The following is a 21602-nucleotide window of genomic DNA, read 5'->3' as shown; positions in this document are numbered from 1 at the left end:
GATAAGCCCAGCAACCATTCTCAGCAGCCCCCGGCGAAGGGACATATGTCTCTCTACGAACGCGGCGTTCGCATGGCCCATCGGGGCTATAAGATCACGCTGTCACCCCTGATCGGCCAGCAGTGCCGCTTCCTTCCGACCTGTTCGGACTATGGACGCGATGCGCTGATCCAGCACGGTCCGGTTCGCGGGGGGTGGCTGACTGTTCGCCGTCTCTGTAAATGCCATCCATTCGGCGGGTCGGGTTACGACCCCGTCCCTCCAGTTAAGACCAAACGATGATCAACCTTACCTTCCCAGACGGCGCAGTCCGCCAATACCCAGCCGGTTCGACGGGCTTTGACGTCGCCTCCGCCATTTCTCCGTCGCTGGCGAAAAAGGCCGCCCTTGTCGTGTGGAACGGCGAGCAGCGCGACCTGCACCGCGAGATCGAGGGCGACGGTGAGTTCCGCCTTTTGATGCGCGATGACCCCGAGGCGCTGGAAACCATCCGCCACGACGCCGCCCACGTGCTGGCGCAGGCCGTGCAGGAACTGTTCCCGGGCACCCAGGTCACCATCGGCCCGTCGATCGACGACGGCTTCTATTACGACTTCGCCCGCGACGAGCCGTTCTCGACCGACGACTTCCCGAAGATCGAGAAGAAGATGGCCGAGATCATCGATCGCGGTGCCAAGCTGGAGCGCGTGGTTTGGGACCGCAACGAAGCCATCGCCCACTTCGAGGCTGCCGGTGAGACCTATAAGGCCGAGCTGATCCGCGACCTGCCCGAGACGGAAACCATCACCGTCTATAAGCAGGGCGAATGGGCCGACCTGTGCCGTGGTCCGCACTTCCCGTCGACCAAGTTCGTCGGCAAGGCCTTCAAGCTGACCAAGTTGGCCGGTGCCTACTGGCGCGGTGACTCCTCCAAGGCCCAGCTGCAGCGCATCTACGGCACCGCATGGGCCACCAAGGAAGACCTCGACGCCTATATGCAGCGCATCGAGGAAGCCGAGAAGCGCGACCACCGTAAACTGGGCCGCTCGATGGAACTCTTCCATATGCAGGAAGAGGGCCGTGGCATGGTCTTCTGGCATCCGAAGGGCTGGGTCCTTTGGCGCGTGCTGGAAGCCTATATGCGCCGTCGTCTGGACGCCGCCGGCTACGTCGAGGTGAAAACCCCGCAGGTTCTGGACCGTAAGTTCTGGGAAGCCTCGGGCCACTGGGACAAATATCGCGCTAACATGTTTGTGTGCGAAACGGTCGAAGGTGAAACCCTGTCCCTGAAGCCGATGAACTGCCCGGGTCACGTGCAGATCTTCGACCAGGGCCAGCGTTCGTACCGCGAACTGCCGCTGCGCATGGCCGAGTTCGGCGCCTGCCACCGCTACGAGCCGTCGGGTTCGCTGCACGGCCTGATGCGCGTGCGCGGGTTCACGCAAGACGACGCCCACATCTTCTGCCGCGAAGACCAGATCGTCGAAGAGACGTCCAACTTCATCAAGCTGGCCCGTTCGGTCCACGCCGACCTCGGCATGGAGACGAAGTACATCTCGCTCGGCACCCGTCCGGAACTGCGTGCCGGTACCGACGAGTTCTGGGACAAGGCCGAGGCCCAGATGGCCGAAGCTGCCCGCGCCGCTGGCACCGAGCCGGTCGTGACCGAGGGCGACGGTGCCTTCTATGCGCCGAAGCTCGACTTCATCGTCAAGGACGCCATCGGCCGTGAATGGACCTGCGGCACCATCCAGCTGGACTATGTTCTGCCGGAACGTCTGGATGCGACCTACATCGCCGAAGACGGCCAGAAGCACCGTCCGGTCATGCTTCACCGCGCGATCCTCGGCTCGTTCGAGCGTTTCATCGGCATCATGATCGAAAACTACGCCGGTGCCTTCCCGCTGTGGCTGGCCCCGACGCAGGCCGTGGTGACCACCATCACCTCTGACGCCGACGGCTATGCCGAGGAAGTCCTCGCCAAGTTCAAGGCCGCTGGCCTGCGTACCGAGATCGATCTTCGCAACGAGAAGATCAACTACAAGATCCGCGAGCACTCGGTGAACAAGGTGCCGGTCATCGCCGTCGTCGGCCGCAAGGAAGCCGAAGAAGGCAAGGTCGCCATCCGTCGCCTCGGCTCTCAGGCCCAAACGATCGTCACGATCGAAGAAGCCATCGCCATGCTGACCGACGAAGCTCTGGCACCGGACCTGAAGCGCGCCCGCGACGGTGTCGAACACAACGTCTAAGGCCCGCTAAAGCCCAACTACAGAAAAGCCGCCGAGGGAAACCCCGGCGGCTTTTTCTATGGGCCATTAGTCTGCGCAAACTATTACGCTATCGCTCTCACCGACTTATTGTTCCGTAGCTGTAAGAGCGCCACCATCCATCGGCTTCGATTAGTCTGCCCTGTTCGAAACTAAGTTTCACATCGGCACCATTCTGCCGAGTAGCGTCATAGAATGTGACACGAGCAATGTGCCGCGCACATGGATTTTCGACGGGAAACGGCACGCTATCCCAACCCTCAATTTGATAAGAAGCTGCGTTTAGGGAAGTGGAAAAGGCTGCGGCACCTGCAAGGCCATTACCTAACGGTTCCCCTACATCGCCCGCACCCAAAGAGAACTTAGCTTCAGGCGCTATAAGCCCTTCCACTGTCGGGTCACCGACTGCAAGCATACTTACGATATCAACTGATCGCTGGGTCAGCCGCTGCCATAGCTCTGCGCGATTTCTTATATCCCCATCATTGCAGCCCGCTTCCGCTGCCGACGCCCAAATTCCAAACAGTACGATGCATGCAATCTTTTTCATCCGAAGATAGAATATGCATATCAAGATTATGGCAAGGCTTGTCATTCGCCCCGCATATTCTGAAATTAGAGCGAGGGTTTAGCTGCCCTCAAGCCGCGAGGCGAGCATAGGGGCGAGAGGGGCAAAGCCCCTCTCTCACACTCAGATATGAATGGCGTGACCCAGAGCGCGCAGGGAAGCCTCGTGGAAGGCTTCGCCGAGGGTCGGGTGGACGTGGATGGTGCCGGCAACGTCTTCCAGCACAGCGCCCATTTCCAGCATCTGGGCGAAGCTGTTGGACAGCTCGGACACGTGCTGTCCAACGGCCTGAATGCCCAGCAGGCGGTGGTCGTTCTTGTCCGCGATCACACGCACGAAGCCGCCGTCCTCGCCTGCCTCGATGGCAAGGGCGCGGCCGATGGCAGCGAACGGGAAGACGGCCTGAATGACATCGTCACGGCCTTCGACATCCGAGACGCCCAGACCCGCCGAGACGATTTCCGGCTCGGTGAAGCAGACGGCGGCGATGGTGGTCGGGTCAAAGCGCTTATTGTGGCCTGCGATGATCTCGGCCACGACCTCGCCCTGTGCCGAGCCCTTGTGCGCCAGCATCGGCTCGCCCGTCAGGTCACCGATGGCCCAGACGTTCTTCATCGAGGTGGCGCAGCGGTCGTCGATCTTCACGAACGGGCCTTCCATGGCCACGCCCATATTCTCCAAACCCCAGCCCTTGGTGCGGGCGCGGCGGCCCACGGTCACCAGCACCTTGTCGGCAGCCAGTTGCAGCGGGTTGCCGTCCTTGTCCGTGACGTTCAGCTTACCGTCACCGAAACCGCCCGCGCGGGCACCCAGCATAAGCTCAACGCCATGACGCTCCAGCCATTTGGCAACCGGATCGGTCAGGGCCTTGTCGTACAGCGGCAGGATGCGGTCGGCCATTTCCACAATGGCGACCTGCGCCCCCAGTTTGCGGAAGGCGATACCCAGTTCCAGACCGATATAACCACCACCGACGACGACCAGCTTTTTCGGCACTTCCGGCAGGGACAGGGCTTCGGTCGAGGAGATCACATCACCACCGAACGGCAGGAACGGCAGTTCGACCGGCTCTGAACCCGTCGCCAGAATGACGTGCTCGGCGGTGATGCGGATGTCGCCATCCTCGGTTGCCACGATGCAGGTCTTAGCATCTTCGAACGTGGCCCAGCCCTTGATGACCTTGACCTTGGCCTTCTTCAGCAGGGCCGAAACGCCGCCGTTCAGCTTCTTGACGATGCCGTCCTTCCACTCGACCGTCTTCTTCAGGTCGATGGCAGGCGCAGACGCCGTAATGCCGAGCGTGCCCGCATCGGACGCCGCCTTGGCCACGGTTTCATACTTGCCCGCCGCATGGATGATGGCCTTGGACGGGATGCAGCCCACATTCAAGCAGGTGCCGCCGAGGCCAGCGGACGCATCCACCAGCACGGTCTCCAGACCCAGCTGCCCGCAACGGATACCGGCCACATAGCCGCCCGTGCCCGCGCCAATGATCAGGACTTTGGTTTTCAGGTTCTGGGTCATCGTGTTCGTTCGAGAAGGTATTGAAAACTAGTTGGTATGCGGTCGTGATATTCTGCAGGTATTCTAGGTGCGTAAAACGTACGGAACGATCCGTCTGGTCGTTCAAAACCGAATGCAACTTCCCCGAGTTCGAGGTTCATCCGATCCCAACAAAACATCATGCGGCTATCGATACGGCGCTTGTAATCGCCAACAGCAGTTATCGAATACTCTGCCTTTGGCCGACCTTGGATTACGTCCAGTACCTGTACTGTCGCCGTATCATCCCAGATCTCGAAGTACTCATCCAGACGAGGGGTTTCAGTTCGCACAAGCCGAGCAGTACGAACGATAGCAATCGGCGGACCGTTCTCAGAGAAAAGATCGGACCACACAGGAGGCTCCTCAGGCAAACATGCCATTGCCTCGCCCGCCGCGAACAGCGCGGCCACTGCTAGAGCTATAGCCGCGCCGCGCTTCATCGCATCACATCCAGAGCGTGGCTGGGTTTTCCAGCAGGTTCTTGATCTTCTGAACGAAGACAGCCGCGTCGTGGCCGTCGACGATACGGTGATCGAAGCTGGAGGACAGGTTCATCATCTTGCGTACGACCATCTGGCCGTCCTTGACCACCACACGATCGGCGATCTTGTTCGGACCGATGATGGCGACTTCCGGATGGTTGATGATCGGGGTGTGCACCACACCGCCCAGCGTACCCAGCGAGGTGATGGTGATGGTCGAACCTGACAGTTCCTCGCGCTTGGCCGAACCGTCCTTGGCTGCACCCGACACGCGGGTGATTTCAAGGGCGGTGTCATAGGCATCGCGCGCCTCGGCGTGGCGGACCACCGGCACCATAAGGCCGTTCGGCGTCTGGGCGGCAATGCCCAAATGCACGGCGGCGTGCTGGGTCAGGATACCCGCCTCGTCGTCATAGGTGGCGTTGATGTTCGGCTGATCCTTCAGGGCCACGATGATAGCGCGGGCAATGAAGGGCAGGACGTTGAGTTTCGGCTTATCCGAGCCCTTGTTCTGGGCGTTCAGATGACCGCGCAGCTCTTCCAGAGCCGTCATGTCGATCTCTTCCACATAGGTGATGTGGGGGATGCGACGGACGCTCTCGGCCATCTTTTCCGCGATCTTGCGGCGCAGGCCGATGATCTTGACCTCGGTCGCACCCTCGGCCTTGGCATAGGGCGAAGCCACAGCGCCGGCCACCGGAGCGATAGCACCACCGCGAGCCACGAAGGCATCAAGGTCGCCATGCTCGATACGACCAGCAGGGCCCGAGCCCGGCACGAAGACCAGATCGATACCCAGATCGCGCGCACGCTGGCGCACCGCCGGAGAGGCCAGCGGACGCTCGCCCGCCTTGCGGCCCGTCACAGTCGGCATCGGCTTGGCGGCGGCCTTGGGAGCCGGTTTCGGTGCAGCCTTCGGAGCCTCGGTCTTCACAGGGGCCGCAGCCGCCGCAGCGACAGGCGTAGGGGCCGCAGCCACATTGCCTTTACCCTCGACGTCAAAGCTGACCAGCGGACCACCGACCGGCAGAGCCTGACCGGCTTCACCGTGCAGTTGAACCACCTTGCCCGCGACAGGCGACGTCAGTTCAACGGTCGCCTTATCGGTCATCACCTCGGCAACGATCTGGTCTTCCTCGACCATATCGCCAACCTTGACGTGCCAACCGACCAGCTCGGCCTCGGCGGTGCCTTCACCAACGTCCGGCAACTTAAACACATAGTTCCCCCCGGCGACGGCCGGAGCGACAACTTCAGAGGCGACTTCGGCTTTCGGTGCTTCGACGGGGGCCGGAGCGGGCTCGGCTACCGGAGCAGCGGCAGGGGCTTCTTTCTCGGCGGCGGCATTGCCCTCGCCTTCGACCTCGAACTCGACCAGAGCGCCGCGCACGGGCAGCATCTCGCCCGCTTCGCCATGCAGCTTGGTGACCTTGCCATCGACGGGAGAAGTGATCTCAACCGTCGCCTTGTCGGTCATGACCTCGGCGACGATCTGGTCCTCGGTGACAACGTCACCAACGGCGACGTGCCATTGCACCAGTTCGGCTTCGGCGGTGCCTTCACCAACGTCCGGCAGCTTGAATACGAAACGACCCATCTCAGCGGCCTCCCGTCATGACAGACTTCAACGCATCGGCCACGCGTTGCGGGCCAGGGAAATATTCCCACTCGAAGGCGTGCGGATAAGGCGTATCCCAACCCGTAACGCGGGTGACGGGTGCCTCAAGGTGGTAGAAGCAGCGCTCTTGAACCAAGGCGCTCAGCTCACCACCAAAGCCCGAGGTTTTCGGCGCTTCGTGAACGACGACGCAGCGGCCGGTCTTCTTGACGCTGGCCTCGATGGTTTCGATGTCCAGCGGCACCAGAGTGCGCAGGTCGATGACTTCGGCATCAACGCCAGCATGCTCGGCACCGGCCAGAGCGACCCACACCATCGTGCCATAGGCGAGGATGGTGACGTCATTGCCTTCGCGCATCACGCGAGCCTTGCCGATCGGAACATTGTATTGTTCAGCCGGAACCTGAGCCAGTTCCTGGGCCTTCCACGGGCTGACCGGCTTTTCGTGCCAGCCGTCGAACGGGCCGTTGTACAGGCGCTTCGGCTCGAAGAAGATTACCGGATCCTCGTCCTCGATAGACGAGATCAGCAGACCCTTGGCGTCATACGGGTTCGACGGAATGACGACCTTCAGACCCGCAATGTGGGTGAACAGGCTTTCGGGCGACTGCGAGTGGGTTTGGCCGCCGAAGATACCGCCACCGTAAGGCGAACGGATCACCATCGGACAGGTGAACTGGCCACCCGAGCGGTAACGCATCTTGGCCGCCTCAGAGACGATCTGGTCGTAGGCAGGATAGATGTAGTCCGCAAACTGGATTTCGACGACGGGGCGCAGACCATAGGTGGCCATGCCGATGGCGGTGCCGACGATGCCGGTTTCCGAGATCGGAGCGTCAAAGCTGCGGGTAAGGCCGTGCTTCTTCTGCAGGTGGTCCGTGACACGGAACACGCCGCCGAAATAGCCGGTGTCCTCGCCATAGGACAGCACGCTGGCGTCCTCGGCCATCTTGTTATCCAGCGCAGAGTTCAGCGCCTGGATCATGTTCATCGGGGCAATGCCGCTGGCCGGAGCGACGGACGCAGGCGCGTCCTTCTGGTCGACCATGTCCGCTTCAATCTTGTCGTTGATTTCGGCCATGTGATCAGACTCCCACTTCGCGGCGCTGCTCGACCAGACGCCAGTCCGGCTCGGCAAACACTTCTTCGAACATTTCCTTCACGCTCGGGCGCGACTGGCCCAGCGTTCCGATAGCTTCGGATTCCTTGGCGGCGGCACGAACCTGCTCGACAGCCTCGGCCTCGGCGGCGGTGTGCTGCTCCTGGGACCATTCGCCGATCTTGATCAGGTGCTGCTTCAGGCGCTCCAGCGGGTCGCCCAGCGGCCAGTGCTCGTGCTCGTCGCCCGGACGATAGCGGCTCGGGTCATCGGAGGTGGAGTGCGGGGCACCGCGATAGGTGAAGATCTCGATCAGGGTCGCGCCCTGATTGGTGCGGGCGCGCTCTTCGGCCCACTCGGTCGCGGCCCAGACGGCGAGGAAGTCGTTACCGTCCACGCGCAGGGTCGGCAGACCATAGCCGATGCCCTTGGAGGCAAAGGTCGTTTCCTGACCACCGGCAAAGCCCTGGAACGACGAGATCGCCCACTGGTTGTTGACGATGTTGAGGATGACGGGAGCCTTATAGACGGAGGCAAACGTCAGGGCCGAGTGGAAGTCGCTCTCGGCGGTCGAACCGTCACCGATCCATGCTGCGGCGATCTTGTTGTCGCCCTTATAGGCGCTGCCCATGGCCCAGCCGACAGCCTGCACGAACTGGGTGCCGAGGTTGCCCGAGATGGTGAAGAAGCCATAGTCCTTGGCCGAATACATGATCGGCAGCTGGCGGCCTTTGATCGGGTCGGCAGCGTTCGAATAAATCTGGTTCATCATCGAGGCCAGCGGATAGCCGCGCGCGATGAGAAGGCCCTGCTGGCGATAGGTGGGGAAGCCCATGTCCTCGCGGTTCAGGACCATGCCCTGAGCGACGGCAATCGCCTCTTCGCCGGTGCACTTCATGTAGAAGCTGGTTTTGCCCTGACGGTGTGCACGGTGCATGCGGTCGTCGAACGCGCGGGTCAGGATCATGGCCTTAAGGCCACGACGCATCGTGTCGGCGTCCAGTCGCGGGTTCCACGGGCCAACAGCGTTGCCTTCGTCGTCCAGCACACGGATCAGACTAAAGGCCATGTCGCGCATGTCGGCAGGCGTAGTATCCACCGCCGGACGATCAACGGCACCGGCTGCATCCAGCTTTAGGTGCGAAAAATCAGGCTTATCGCCTGGGCGTCCTGACGGCTCCGGTACTCGAAGCGACAAAGGGGGCGTATTTTTCATGTTCATCCCGTCCGGTTTTCCGCACGCGTTTCCTCGTTCGTAAAGGCATAGCATGGCGTGAGGCTGGACGCTGTTCCAAATATACCCTTGCAATACTGCCTAATAGGGTATTTTATTGCGTCGAAACCCAATCTGGAGAACGCCTTTGGCCGACGAACTTGATCCTATCGACGCCCGCATCCTCGACATCCTTCAACAGGATGCTGGACTGTCGGTTGCCGAAGTCGCTGATCGCGTGGGACTTTCGGCTTCACCGTGCTGGCGCCGGATCAAGAGACTGGAGGATAGCGGCCTAATTCGCAAGCGCGTAACGCTGCTCGACGCCAACCTTCTGGGTCTGGACTTCGAGGTTTACGCCATTGTGAAGCTGTCGCTCCCTTCGCGTGAGAACCTGGACATTTTCGAGAAGGCTGTCGCGGACTGGCCTGAAGTTGTTCAGTGCGCGACCATTACCGGCCGTGAAGACTATGTCCTGCGTATCATCACTTCGGACATGCATACCTTCGATAAATTCCTGCGCGACAAACTGCTGACGCTCGGCATCGTGTCCGACTGCGCCAGCCACATCGTGACGCGCGGCGTGAAGAATGTGACCACCCTGCCGCTGGGTATTGTCACGCCTCACGTTTCGTAAAATCGAAGCGAAAGCCTGCATATTCGAGACGCCGCCCCTTCAAACCGGGCGGCGTTGTCATATCTGACACCCGTTAGGAGCCCCCCATGATCGACCACATCATCGAAGGACGTCGCCGCGATCTTGGCGGGTTCGAAGTTTCGCGCATCCTTCCGCACGCGCAAAAGCGCATGGTCGGGCCTTTCGTCTTTCTGGACCAGATGGGCCCGGCCGAGTTTGCGGCCGGTAGCGACGCCATCAACGTCCGCCCGCACCCGCATATCGGCCTGTCGACCCTGACCTATCTGTTCGAGGGCGAGATCATGCACCGCGACAGTCTGGGCTACACCCAGCCGATTCGCCCCGGTGAGGTGAACTGGATGACTGCGGGATCGGGCATTGTTCACTCTGAGCGCACGGATCCGCTGAAGAAGTCGCAAGGTGGCCCGATGCACGGCATGCAGGCCTGGGTGGCGCTGCCGGTCGATAAAGAAGAGATCGCACCGTCCTTCACCCATCTGGGCGAAGACGCCCAGCCGACCGAGACCTCCAACGGCATCTTCACCCGTCTGGTCGCAGGTGAAGCGTTCGGAGAACGCGCAGGCACGCCTGTCGAAAGCCCGCTCTTCTACCTGCACTATGAACTGCCAGTGGGCGGTACGTTTGCGCCTCCACCCGGCCCAGGCAAGGCAGGAGGCTACGTCGAGCGTGCGCTCTATGTTGCGGCGGGGGAGATCGAGGTTGATCACCAGCGCTTCCACACCGGCCAGATGGTGGTTCTGTCAGCCAATGCCGAACCGACCGTCACCGCTTTGAGCCCGTCTACAGTTATGGCGCTGGGCGGCGAGCCGGTCGGTGAGCGCTTGATCTGGTGGAATTTCGTCTCGTCTTCCAGAGAAAGAATGGAGCAGGCGAAATCCGACTGGAAGGCCGGACGTATGAAGCTTCCGGTCGATGACGAGCTGGAGTTCATCCCCCTGCCCGATCAATAAAGTTCGCCGTAAAAAAACAACCTTTGCCTTTTAGGGGGCGGTTTCTGCCTCGCCTACAACCGCACCCGCCCCATATTCCCGCCCGTCGGGTCAGTACCGAGTCCCCCATGCTTACCGTTGCACATCCTGCTGTCTCTCTTGTCGAGCCAACCCTCCAAGAGTTGTCCGAACGGCACGCCATCGATCTAGCAGAGCAGTTTTACTCGGTTCTGCTGACGCACGAGGATGCGTTGGCCTTCCTCAGCTCGAGCCTCGTGGAAGAGCGGCTGAAGGCTTCGCTGGTTCGCTGGGTTATCGACCTGTTCCGCCAGGACGGCGGTGAGGACAACGTCTTCCTCGCGCAGCAGCGCAAGATCGGCGAGGTGCATGCGCGCATCAAGGTGCCCCTGCGCCTCGTCATGCACGGGGCGTCGGTTCTGAAGGTGCGGATGGCTGAACTGCTGACGGCCACGGACTTGGGCCGCGACGCGCTCGCGCAGGCCATCAGCAAGGTCGACTATCTGATCGACGAGGCCATCGCCATCATGAGCGAGGCCTATATGCAAGGCTCCATGCGCCGTGCCCAGGTGGACGAATCCTATCGCCTGTTCGCACTGGGTCAGGACATTGCCCATGAGCGTGACGGCCAGATCGCAGCCCTGTTCGAATGGCTGCAGGGCGTTCTTTTCCAGATGTTCGAGGACGGCAGCGTCAGCCCCGGCGCGCTCAGTGCCTCACCGTTCGGGCTTTGGCTCACCCACCGCGCCGGTCTTATTTTTGAAGGTTCCCTGAGCCTGAAAGCCATCGAGGTGCTGATGCAGCGGGTGGACAGGGAAATCCTGCCCCGCGTCGCGGCCGCCCATGATGCGCAAGCCGAGATGGCTTTGCCCATGGCCGAGCTCCAGACCACCGCGCAGGAAATCAAATTCCTCATCAACGACCTGTTCCAGAGCGTTGCGGGCCTGGAGAACGGCCGCGACCCGCTCACCCGCGCGCTGAACCGTCGCTTCCTGCCGACCATTCTCAGCCGCGAGATCAATCTGGCCAACGGCACCGGAGCCGCGCTCAGCGTGCTCATGCTCGACGTGGACCACTTCAAATCGATCAACGACACCCACGGTCACGCCGCGGGCGATGTGGTTCTGAAACAGGTCGCCGAAGTCATTGCCGACAATGTGCGCCTCAGCGACTTTGTCTTCCGCTACGGCGGTGAGGAGTTCCTGATCGTTCTGGTCGAAACCTCCGTCGACGAGGCCGAGGTGGTGGCCGAGCGTATGCGCCAGCAACTGGCTACTCGCGACATGCGTCTGCCTGCTGGCGGTGATCTGCGTGTCACGGCCTCCATCGGTCTAGCCACCTACAACAATCACCCCGACTACAACCAATTGATCGAAACGGCAGACACCGCCCTCTATCAAGCCAAGAACTCGGGCCGAAACCGCACTGTCATCGCGACATCAAGGGTACTCTCAGTCGGCTAGGCCTGTCGCAAAACTGTGGACGAACGTTCCGGGCCTGCGGCTGTCGTAAACTGATTGGGCTTGGCAGTTCGCCCCGTTACTATTGGCACAGAGGCGTAGTGCTGCCTGCCTTGCTCGGGCCGGGGTCATTTCTACCGTCGAGAAATCTCGCTCGCCGTCGGACGTCCCTGTCTGAATAAAGCCGCCGCTGCTCTCGGCGGTGATCTTGCGGTTATAGCCCTCTTGCCCCTCAACTCAGGCGGCGACAGCATGGGTGATGCGAGCTTCCGGTCCGGGAAAATAGTGGTCGCGGCGCGAGTTGAACGTCTTGAAAACTTCGCACGGAAGAACCTGATTTGCCGAGCACTCCGCCAGCACGCGCTGACGGTCATGACCGCCCTCTCCCATCCAGCCAACGAAGAAAATACCGTTGCGGTTGCGAATTACCGCCATGGTAGAGTTGGACCACTCTCCCGCTGACTCACAACCACCGCCCATAGCGCGATTGCAGGCATCCAGCGCCCCTCGCACGGCTCCTCCCGATCCCAGATAATTGCCGTCCATCCAGACATCCGAGGCATCACGGTGCCAGGCGATTGCCGCGTAATTGTTATCGACTACAGGCGGCGGGGCGGCCCGGTCCTGCACACACAGAGGGATGGAAGCGACACCCATTCCGCCTTGGGACATACCCACTTGCCGCTCACCCGCTGCGCCTGAACACGCGAAGACCTGTGCGTCGGCATTGGACACTGGCAACATGCAGTAGACCATGGCTACGAGCAGAAGCGCCAAACCGCAGCGGGTTATGTTGGGAAAACTCATGGCGCGCACCCGGACCTGAAATCGGCGGAACTAAGCGCACCTAGCCGAGCAGTCAGCCCAACCGCCAACAACTAACGGTTGACAATAACAGTCCTTCACAATCACAAGCCCCGAACCGCCTCGGACTGACGACGGTGCCGGAATTAAAGACGGCGCGCTCCTTAAGGAACGCGCCGTCTTCATTTCACGCCAATTCTAGAGGGCCTCAAGTCGCGCTAAGCGGGATAGGCCCACCTATCCAGCCTCAAGTAGCCCGAAGGGCGATAGGCCGACTAAGAAAGTTATGCCTGCATCGTCCAGCCTTCGACGCCCATGGCGGCTTGGCGAACGGCTTCCGAACGGGTCGGGTGCGGGTGGCAGGTGCGAGCGATGTCTTCCGAAGCACCACCGAACGCCATGGTCATGCAGGCTTCACCGATCAGCTCGCCAGCTTGCGGGCCAAAGATGTGCACGCCCAGAACCTTGTCGGTTGCAGCATCGGCCAGAACCTTCACGAAGCCTTCGGTCTCGTGGTTGATCTTGGCGCGGCTGTTGGCGGCGAACGGGAACTTGCCCTTCTTATAGTTCACGCCTTCGGCCTTCAGAGCTTCTTCGGTCTTACCGACCCATGCCACTTCAGGCGTGGTGTAGATGACCGACGGGACCAGTGCATAGTCCACGTGGCCAGCCTTACCGACCATCAGTTCGATGGCAGCGACGGCGTCTTCTTCAGCCTTGTGGGCCAGCATCGGGCCGTGGGTCACGTCACCGATAACCCAGACGCCCTCAGCCACCTTGAAGTGGTCGTTGGCGATGAAGCCGCGTTGGTCAGGCGTGACGCCAACGGTTTCGAGGCCGAGGCCTTCGGTGAACGGACGGCGGCCGATAGCCACCAGAACCACGTCACCCTTGATGGTTTCAGCAGCACCACCAGCGGCCGGCTCAACGGTCAGTTCAACACCGTCTTTCGAGGTCTTGGCGCCGGTGACCTTGGTCGACATCTTGAAGTTCAGGCCTTGCTTGGCCAGACCGCGCTGGAAGGCGGTTGCGACTTCAGCGTCCATGCCTGCGCCAACCTTGTCGAGGTATTCCACGACGGTGACTTCAGCACCCAGACGACGCCAGACCGAGCCCAGTTCCAGACCGATCACGCCAGCACCGATGACGATCATGTGCTTCGGAACCTTCGGCAGGAACAGAGCGCCCGTCGAGTCGATGATCTTGCCTTGTTCGAAAGCGACGCCCGGCAGCGGGGTCGGCTCCGAGCCGGTGGCAATCAGGATGTTCTTGGTTTCGAGAACCTGTTTCGAACCGTCGGCAGCCTCGACCTCGACCTTACCTTGGCCTGCGATCTTGCCGTAGCCACGAACGACCGTGACCTTGTTCTTCTTCATCAGGAACTCGATGCCCTTGGTCAGGGCTTCGACGCTGTCGTCCTTGGACTTGTGCATTTGGCCAAGGTTCAGCTTCGGCTTCACTTCGATGCCGATGTGGGCAAACTCATTGTTGGCCTGCTCGAACAGCTCCGATGAGTGCAGCAGAGCCTTTGTCGGCATGCAGCCGACGTTCAGGCAGGTGCCGCCCAGAGTCGGGTTCTTTTCGACGATGGCCGCCTTGAGGCCCAACTGGCCAGCACGGATCGCGGCATTATAGCCACCGGGGCCTGCCCCGATAATGACGACGTCGTAAGCTTCGGCCATGGGTTCCTCTGAACTTCTAAGGGCGCGCCCAGACAAACGGGCGCATTCAGTTGGGGCTTAGGCAGACCCTGACTTTGGGTCAACCGCTGCTGATCATATGGGCGCACGTTTAGACCAATGCAAAGCGCAGGTGTGACCCATCAGCGGCAAAATTCACATGCCAGCGGCCTGCGAGAGGAGAATCTCCGTCCAGCGGACGCTTAATGGGCTCAGGTGCGGGTCAGCAGCCAGATGCGCTGCGCCCCGTCCAACTGCTCGTCAGAACGGATCGTCCACCCAGCACGGGCGAACATCTGCTCGACGGTGGCCGTGTCCATGTCGTTGACCCACGCATGGCTTCGGCGCGGCTCCAGCGGCGAGGGTGAATCGGTCGTGCAATAAGTCACCACCGCCTTGTCGGCCTGAAGCTGGCGCATGAAACCTTCGGGATCGAGCAGATATTCCAGCACGCCCAGAACAGCCACGGCCTCGACCTGCACAGGCGGCGGGCCTTCGCGGTTGTAGTCGCGCACGATGGTGCGCTCGTCGCGGGCCACAACATCCGAAGGCACATAGCGCTGCGTCTGCAGCAGGGGTTCAAGACCCATGGTGCCGCAGCCGACATCAAGAACACTCTCCACGGGACCCAGAAGTTCGGCGGCACGGGCGGAGCGCGCCGTCCACGGCTTGGCTTCGCCGTCGGCCAGAGCCTCCCATCGAGACCGGAGCGTACCACCGTCGCGAATAGCCGCCTCGGTGAGTTGGATACGTTCTTCTTGGGACAAGGAATAGAAGGACACGAGCACCATCCGGACAGATAAAGACTGCCAAGCTTTGGTGCTCAATCGACGCCCCGGTCAAGTGAAAGCTGGCCAGATACGCGAAAGGGGCCTGACCGTTAGGTCAGACCCCTTTTCGTGGGTATCCCGACTGGAGCGGGCGAGGCGATTCGAACGCCCGACCCTAACCTTGGCAAGGTTATGCTCTACCCCTGAGCTACGCCCGCATCCGATGGGCAACAGTGCTGCCCGACGTCGAGGAGGCGGTAAATAGCCAAACCTCTGACCGAATGCAACGGTCAAAAAGCTGAAATCATAGAGTTTTCGAAATTTTTTGAATGCCGTCGGTCCGGCCAAGGCCAGATACGCGAAAGGGGCCCAACCGTTAGGTCAGACCCCTTTTCGTGGGTATCCCGACTGGAGCGGGCGAGGCGATTCGAACGCCCGACCCTAACCTTGGCAAGGTTATGCTCTACCCCTGAGCTACGCCCGCATCCGATGGGCAACAGTGCTGCCCGACGTCGAGGAGGAGGCGTTTAGCCCCCTCCCCTTCGCTCCGCAACCGTTTTTTTGAGATCGCGGAATTTTCTTCGGATTTTTAACGCGGGGCCAGACGGATAGCGCCGTCCAGACGAATGCATTCACCATTGATGTAGGTGTTCTCGGCCAGATGCAGGGCGAGGTTTGCATAGTCCTGCGGGGTGCCGAGGCGTTTCGGGAACGGGATCATGGCTGCAAGTGCGTCTTGAACCTTTTGGTCCATGCCAGCCATCATCGGGGTCCACATGATGCCCGGCAGGATGGTGTTGACGCGAACGCCTTCGCTCATCAGGTCACGGGCGACTGGCAGGGTCATGGCATAAACGCCGCCCTTGGAGGCCGAATAAGCGGCTTGGCCGATCTGGCCGTCTTGAGCCGCAACCGAAGCGGTGTTGATGATGAGGCCGCGCTCGCCGTCGACGCCCGGTTCATTGGTGACCATGCCGGCTGCCGACTTGGACAGGACGCGGAAGGTACCGAACAGGTTGATGGTCACGGTACGCTCGAACTGAGCCATGTCGTGGGCGCGGATCTCGCCGGTGTCCTTCTTGCGCGAGACAGTCTTCTGGCCGGTGGCAATACCGGCGCAGTTAACGGTCAGGCGCTCCTGGCCGTGAGCCGCGCGAGCCTTGGCGAAACCGGCATCGACGCTCTCGTCCGAGGTCACGTCGACCTTGCAGAACACGCCGCCGATTTCAGCAGCAATCGCCTCGCCCTTTTCTTCGTTCAGATCGAAGATAGCGACCTTTACGCCCTTGGCTGCCAGCGCGCGTGCAGTGCCTTCACCTAGACCCGACGCGCCGCCGGTGACAACTGCTGCAATAGAACCATCGAGTTTCATGGAAACCGTTCCTATATAAAAAATCTGAACCCAGTGCGTGTGGGAGGGATTTAGCGGTGATGACCGCAAAAACCAAAGCAGCATCTCCAATCGATGCCATTAACCCCGAAAAGGCTCTTGTGCCCGTGGTCCATAAAACGAATACCATGCGCGTCAAACGCGATTTCTGGCCGACAATGCGCCGTGTCGCCTCCAAGGTACCGTTTGCCAAGCAGGCCATCGCTGCCTTTTACGCCACACAGGATCCCGAGACCCCGTTCCGGGCCAAGGCTGTGCTACTGGGGGCGCTGGCCTATTTCGTCATGCCGGTCGATGCCATTCCGGACATCTTCGCCGTCGTAGGCTTCAGCGACGACGCTGCGGTACTGGCGGCGGTGCTGGCCACTTTCGGGGCCAGCATCCAGGACAGGCATTACGACAAGGCCAAGCGCACCCTCGAGGGCTTGAGAAACACCCCCGACGACGACGAGGCCGAAGCCTAGTCCTCGGTCACCACCACGATCTTGCCCATGGCGGTACGATCGCTCAGAGCTTTGATCGCGTCGGCCGCCTTCTCCAGCGGGAAGGTCTTGGAGATGCGCGGTTTGATCTTGCCCTCGGCATAGAAGGCCATGAGGTCACGCATGTTTGCCGCGTGGCCTGCCGGATCACGCATGACGGCTGCACCCCAGAACACGCCGACGACCGAAACCGATTTCAGAAGGGTGAGGTTCAGCGGCAGTGCAGGAATGCCCGACGGGAAGCCGACCACCAGATAGCGACCGTTCCAGTCCATCGCCCGCAGCGCTGGCTCCGCATAGTCGCCGCCGACCGGATCATAGACAACGTCGGCACCGTCACGGCCCGTCGCCAGCTTAAACTCGCCCGCCAATTCCTTTTGGGCCGCCTTGTCCATCGGACCCGAGGGATAGATCAGCCCGTTATCGGCACCCAGTTCCAGCGCAAACTCGACCTTGTCGTTTGTCGATGCGGCGGCCACGACGCGCGCGCCCATGGCCTTGCCCAGTTCGACAGCCGCGGCACCGACGCCGCCCGCAGCGCCCAGCACCAACAAGGTCTCGCCAGCCTTCAGATTGGCGCGATCCTTGAGGGCATAATAGGAGGTGCCATAGGTCATGATGAAGGCAGCGGCCGTCTCGAAATCCATCCCGTCTGGGATGGGGATCAACTGATCCGCCTTGATCGCCACGCGCTCGGCCAGACCGCCCCAGCCCGGTACAGCAATCACGCGATCACCGCGTCGCACGTTTTTCACGCCCTCGCCGACAGCGTCGACGACCCCTGCGACCTCGGCTCCCGGCGAGAACGGCCGCTCGGGTTTGAACTGGTATTTGTCTTCGATAATCAGGGCGTCGGGATAGTTGATGCCGACCGCCTTGACCTCGATGATCACCTGCCCCTTGGCCGGCGTCGGGTCCATCACATCTTCTACAACTAGCGTTTCGGGCCCGCCTGGCGACTTGGACAAAACAGCGCGCATGGATGTACTTTGCTCCCCTCCGGCGTGGTGCCGACATAATGCCGACGCTAATGCACGCGATAGGCCCCTGCCTAGAGGGCTAACACTGTTTTAGGAGCTTCCATGGTCCGTCCTGCCTTGATCCTGCACGGGGGCGCAGGTGCGCGCCGTGATCGCAACTATGACCGCGAGGTCGTGCATATGCGCGAAGTGGTCGAAGCGATGAAGGCAAGGCTAGAGGCCGGAGCCCCGGCGCTGGACATCGCGGTTGAAACGGTCGTCATGCTGGAAGACAGCGGCCTATATGTCGCCGGACGAGGGGCTTCGCCCAATCTGGATGGCGAGTACGAACTGGACGCCAGTATCATGGATGGCGAGACGCAGAAGGCCGGTGCCGTTGCGGTGCTTCAAGGCTTCCGCAATCCTGTCGTCGCGGCACGAGCGGTGATGGACAAGACGCCGCATGTGATGCTGGCCGGTGACGGAGCCGCCCGCTTTGCAAAAGCCCAGAACCTCGAGCCGGTGACCGATCCGGAGAGCTGGTTCACCCGTGCAGGCCATGGCGAGGACAACCATCCCCCCGGCACGCTCAGCCACGGTACAGTCGGGGTCTGCGTGCTTGATAATCAAGGCCGCCTTGCCGCTGCCACTTCGACCGCCGGCGTCTTCGGAAAGATGCCGGGGCGCGTCGGGGACACACCCATTCCTGCCGCGGGCACGTGGGCCGATGGCGAGGCGGCCGTCTCGTGCACGGGTCAGGGCGAGTATTTCATCCGCGTCGCAGCAGCGGCGCGAACCGCCCTCGCCGTGGGGGCGGGACAACCTTTGCAGCAAGCCGCACAGGCAACCATCGACCGCATTGGCCAGATGGGCGGGGACGGCGGTCTGATTGCCCTAGATCGCCAAGGCCATATCGCCGATCCCTTCAACAGTCAGGGCATGAAACGGGCATGGCTGGACAGGGACGGCAACATCGCCGTGCGTGTGTTCAACGACTAAACACCCCTCGGTTGAAAAGATTACAAGACCGTAAGGTGCCGTATCCGGTTTACGGACGTTAAGTGCGGGCAACACTGTTCGTAACCGGAGTGGTCCATGAAGACCCGCCAGATTTTCTGCGCCGCCGTATCTGCGCTTGCCCTTTGCGCAGCGGCCCCCGCTCTCGCCGCCCCTGTTGCGGCAACCGCCGCGGCGCAGGCACCGTCCACCGTCACCGTCCCGCCGCTGGGCTATCAGCACCGCAAGCTGGCCAACGGCATGGACGTCTACACCCGCAATGACCCGACCTCGGCCAATATCGCCGTTCAGGTCTGGTACCGCGTGGGCGGCAAGGATGATCCGTCGGGCCGCTCGGGCTTTGCCCACCTGTTTGAACACCTGATGTTCAAGGCGACCGAGAACGTCCCGAACGAAACCTTCGACCGCCTGACCGAAGACGTCGGCGGCTATAACAACGCCTTCACCGCCGAAGACGTGACTGCCTATCACGAGATGGTTCCCGCCAACCATCTGGAGCGCATCCTGTTCGCCGAAGCGGACCGCATGGGTACGCTGGTAGTGGACGAAGCCAACTTCGCCTCCGAGCGCGACGTGGTGAAGGAAGAATACCGCCAGAGCGTGCTGTCCAACCCCTATGGCCGTCTGTTCGCCCTGTTCGCGCCTGCCACCTTCTTCAAAGAGCACCCGTACCGCCGCGGCGTGATCGGCTCGATCGAGGAACTGGAATCGGCCTCGCTGGAAGACGTGCTGCGTTTCCACCGTACCTATTATCGTCCGGACAATGCGTTCCTGATCGTCGATGGCAATTTCAACGAAGCGCAACTGAACGGCTGGGTGGACCAGTACTTCGCTCCACTGAAGAATCCGTCCACCGCCATTCCGGTTCGCCCCGTCAACGAGCCCAAGGTCACGGCCCCGGAAGACCACACCTTCTATGCGCCGAACGTGCCGCTGGAGACCGTCCTGATCGGCTGGCACACAGTGCCTGCAAACCATCCGGACAAAGCAGCTCTGTCGGTGCTCGATGGCATCCTGTCTACGGGCGAGAGCAGCCGCCTGCACCGCGCCCTTGTGTACGAAGCCCAGGCCGCCAACAGCGCTTCCTCCAGCCCCGACTTCATGAAGGAAGCCGGTACGCTGATGGCCTATGCGATGATGTCGCCGGGCCGCTCGCTGGACGAAGGCAAGACCCTGCTTGAGCGCGAAATCGCCCGCGTTCGCGACGAGCCGGTAACCGCTGCCGAACTGACCGAAGCCAAGAACGAACTGATCGCCTCGGCCCTTTCGGAACGCGAGGGCGCACAAGGCCGCGCCGACGTGCTGGGCTGGGCGCTAATCAAGACGGGCGATGCCGCAAGCGCCGACAACGAAGTCGCTGAAATCCAGAAGGTCACAGCTGCCGACATTCAGCGCGTGGCCCGCCAATACCTGACACCGCAGAGCCAGATTACCCTGCGCTATCTGGCCTCGACCGACGCCAATCCGACCACCGCCCAGACGGTGAATATGGAATCGCCGGTCAAGGTTGCGGACCTAGCGCCTATGGGCACGCCATCGGTGACCAAGCCGGAAGGTCAGCGCACTCCGATCCCGCAACCGGGTTCCGAAGTCAGCCCTGCCACTCCGGCCATTGCCGACTTCCGTCTGGAGAATGGCGTGCGCGTTCTGGTGGCCCAGAATAACCAGCTTCCGCTGGTCTCGGCCCGCCTGACGTTCAAGGCTGGCTCGGCCTACGATCCGCAAGGCAAGTCGGGCGTCGCCTCCATGACCGCCAACATGCTCACCCAAGGCACCGAGCGCCTTGGCGCGCCGGAAATCGCTACCCAGATCGAACAACTGGGTGCCAACATCGGCGCAGGCGCAGGCCGCGACCAGTTCAACGTCTATGCCAGCAGCCCCAGCAATGTGTTCGGCCAGACCATGGACCTGCTGAGCGAGATCGTGCGTAAACCCGCCTTCTCGACCGAAGAACTGGAGCGCCAACGCAGCCAGACGCTGGACAGCCTGAAGGTGGCCTTGAGCCAACCGGGCTCGCTGGCCGCTATGGCGACGACCCGTCTTAACTTCGGTGACAGCCCGTATGGCAACCTCAGCACCGAACGCACAGTCACGGCTCTAACCACCGACGACCTGAAGGCCTATCACGCCAGCTTCATCCGTCCGGACCAGGCCATATTGACCTTCTCGGGCGATATCACCCCGCAGCAGGCCCGCGAACTGGCTGAAAAGGCCTTTGGTGACTGGCGCGGGACCACCGTGCCGCCTGCCTATGCACCAAGCATTCCGGCCACAACCGCCGCGCCGCGCGTTGTCGTCGTGAACCTTCCGGGTGCCGGTCAGGCCGCTGTATCGATCTCCTCGCGCAGCATTGCCCGTACCGACGACGCTTACTTCCCGCTCTCGCTGGGCAATACCCTGCTGGGCGGCAGCTATTCGTCGCGCCTGAACAACGAAATCCGCGTCAAACGCGGCCTGTCCTATGGTGCCCGCTCGGGCGTCGGTGCCATGGCGCAGGCGGGCCTGTTCACCGCCTCGACCCAGACCAAGAACGAGTCTGCCGACGAGGTCGTCGAACTGCTGCTGGAAGAGATCGGCAAGATGAGCCAGTCGCCTGCCGCAGAGACCGAACTGTCCCCGCGCCGCGCCATCATGATCGGCGGCTTTGGCCGTTCGATCGAAAGCG

The 21602-nt window shown here is 61.6% G+C and carries 19 protein-coding genes and 2 tRNA genes; 8 read left to right on the top strand and 13 right to left on the bottom strand.

Going from position 1 to position 21602, the window contains the following annotated elements; genetic code table 11:
• Nucleotides 1–45: 45 nt before the first annotated feature.
• Both yidD and thrS read left to right on the top strand, forming a co-directional pair.
• A complete protein-coding gene (gene yidD / locus OB03_RS02255; protein WP_461343099.1) occupies nt 46–282 on the top strand; it encodes a membrane protein insertion efficiency factor YidD in 237 nt (78 codons plus the stop codon).
• Nucleotides 279–2228, top strand: a complete 1950-nt coding sequence (thrS, locus tag OB03_RS02250) for a threonine--tRNA ligase (protein ID WP_461343098.1) — start codon at nt 279–281, stop codon at nt 2226–2228. The genes yidD and thrS overlap by 4 nt, the downstream gene beginning before the upstream one ends.
• A gap of 97 nt (nt 2229–2325) precedes the next feature.
• Here the strand turns inward: thrS and OB03_RS02245 are convergent, their stop codons facing one another.
• From OB03_RS02245 to OB03_RS02220, 6 genes are all read right to left on the bottom strand, one after another.
• Nucleotides 2326–2796, bottom strand: coding sequence for a hypothetical protein (locus tag OB03_RS02245; protein ID WP_461343097.1), 471 nt, complete (start codon nt 2794–2796; stop codon nt 2326–2328).
• Between the two features lie 141 nt (nt 2797–2937).
• The gene (lpdA, locus tag OB03_RS02240) at nt 2938–4338 is read right to left on the bottom strand and encodes a dihydrolipoyl dehydrogenase (protein ID WP_461343096.1); all 1401 of its coding nucleotides are present in this window, start codon (nt 4336–4338) and stop codon (nt 2938–2940) included.
• Complete coding sequence (locus OB03_RS02235; RefSeq protein ID WP_461343095.1) at nt 4335–4799, bottom strand: hypothetical protein; 465 nt, start codon at nt 4797–4799, stop codon at nt 4335–4337. Before OB03_RS02235 ends, lpdA (OB03_RS02240) begins: the two co-directional genes overlap by 4 nt.
• 4 nt (nt 4800–4803) lie before the next feature.
• Nucleotides 4804–6438 carry a 2-oxo acid dehydrogenase subunit E2 gene (locus tag OB03_RS02230; RefSeq protein ID WP_461343094.1) on the bottom strand — a complete coding sequence of 545 codons (1635 nt, stop codon included), beginning with the start codon at nt 6436–6438 and terminating at the stop codon, nt 4804–4806.
• Nucleotide 6439: 1 nt separating this feature from the next.
• Nucleotides 6440–7540: an alpha-ketoacid dehydrogenase subunit beta gene (locus OB03_RS02225; protein WP_461343093.1), complete on the bottom strand. Its 1101-nt coding sequence runs from the start codon at nt 7538–7540 to the stop codon at nt 6440–6442.
• Nucleotides 7541–7544: 4 nt separating this feature from the next.
• A complete protein-coding gene (locus OB03_RS02220) occupies nt 7545–8774 on the bottom strand; it encodes a 3-methyl-2-oxobutanoate dehydrogenase (2-methylpropanoyl-transferring) subunit alpha (protein WP_242912879.1) in 1230 nt (409 codons plus the stop codon).
• A 145-nt stretch (nt 8775–8919) separates the two neighbouring features.
• On the opposite strand from OB03_RS02220, the gene OB03_RS02215 reads away from it, so the two are divergent.
• The 3 genes from OB03_RS02215 (at nt 8920) to OB03_RS02205 (ending at nt 11839) form a co-directional block, all read left to right on the top strand.
• A complete protein-coding gene (locus OB03_RS02215) occupies nt 8920–9408 on the top strand; it encodes an Lrp/AsnC family transcriptional regulator (RefSeq protein ID WP_242912878.1) in 489 nt (162 codons plus the stop codon).
• Nucleotides 9409–9494: 86 nt separating this feature from the next.
• The gene (locus OB03_RS02210) at nt 9495–10379 is read left to right on the top strand and encodes a pirin family protein (RefSeq protein WP_461343092.1); all 885 of its coding nucleotides are present in this window, start codon (nt 9495–9497) and stop codon (nt 10377–10379) included.
• A gap of 107 nt (nt 10380–10486) precedes the next feature.
• Nucleotides 10487–11839 (top strand): GGDEF domain-containing protein, encoded by a 1353-nt coding sequence (locus OB03_RS02205; RefSeq protein WP_461343091.1) that lies wholly within the window; start codon nt 10487–10489, stop codon nt 11837–11839.
• Nucleotides 11840–12073: 234 nt separating this feature from the next.
• On the opposite strand, the gene OB03_RS02200 is transcribed toward OB03_RS02205, so the two are convergent.
• From OB03_RS02200 to OB03_RS02175, 6 genes are all read right to left on the bottom strand, one after another.
• On the bottom strand, nt 12074–12643 hold the full coding sequence (locus OB03_RS02200; RefSeq protein ID WP_461343090.1) for a DUF4189 domain-containing protein: 570 nt from the start codon (nt 12641–12643) through the stop codon (nt 12074–12076).
• Between the two features lie 281 nt (nt 12644–12924).
• Nucleotides 12925–14322, bottom strand: coding sequence for a dihydrolipoyl dehydrogenase (gene lpdA, locus OB03_RS02195; RefSeq protein WP_242912870.1), 1398 nt, complete (start codon nt 14320–14322; stop codon nt 12925–12927).
• Between the two features lie 209 nt (nt 14323–14531).
• Complete coding sequence (locus tag OB03_RS02190; protein WP_461343089.1) at nt 14532–15101, bottom strand: methyltransferase domain-containing protein; 570 nt, start codon at nt 15099–15101, stop codon at nt 14532–14534.
• A 131-nt stretch (nt 15102–15232) separates the two neighbouring features.
• Nucleotides 15233–15307: transfer RNA gene (locus OB03_RS02185), tRNA-Gly, on the bottom strand.
• A gap of 191 nt (nt 15308–15498) precedes the next feature.
• Nucleotides 15499–15573, bottom strand: a tRNA-Gly gene (locus OB03_RS02180).
• A gap of 105 nt (nt 15574–15678) precedes the next feature.
• Nucleotides 15679–16461 (bottom strand): SDR family oxidoreductase, encoded by a 783-nt coding sequence (locus OB03_RS02175; protein ID WP_242912867.1) that lies wholly within the window; start codon nt 16459–16461, stop codon nt 15679–15681.
• A gap of 146 nt (nt 16462–16607) precedes the next feature.
• On the opposite strand from OB03_RS02175, the gene OB03_RS02170 reads away from it, so the two are divergent.
• Nucleotides 16608–16943, top strand: coding sequence for a YkvA family protein (locus OB03_RS02170; RefSeq protein WP_242912866.1), 336 nt, complete (start codon nt 16608–16610; stop codon nt 16941–16943).
• Here OB03_RS02170 and OB03_RS02165 read toward each other — a convergent pair.
• Entirely contained in the window at nt 16940–17941 is a 1002-nt protein-coding gene (locus tag OB03_RS02165; RefSeq protein ID WP_461343088.1) for an NADPH:quinone oxidoreductase family protein, read from the bottom strand. The genes OB03_RS02170 and OB03_RS02165 overlap by 4 nt on opposite strands.
• A gap of 102 nt (nt 17942–18043) precedes the next feature.
• Here OB03_RS02165 and OB03_RS02160 point away from each other — a divergent pair, with 102 nt between their 5' ends.
• The gene (locus OB03_RS02160) at nt 18044–18919 is read left to right on the top strand and encodes an isoaspartyl peptidase/L-asparaginase family protein (protein WP_461343087.1); all 876 of its coding nucleotides are present in this window, start codon (nt 18044–18046) and stop codon (nt 18917–18919) included.
• A gap of 96 nt (nt 18920–19015) precedes the next feature.
• On the top strand, nt 19016–21602 hold a 2587-nt coding region (locus OB03_RS02155), incomplete at its 3' end, for a M16 family metallopeptidase (protein ID WP_461343086.1).

It is taken from the genome of Brevundimonas sp. GN22, assembly GCF_054824005.1.
This window is presented reverse-complemented; position numbering and strand designations above follow the sequence as displayed.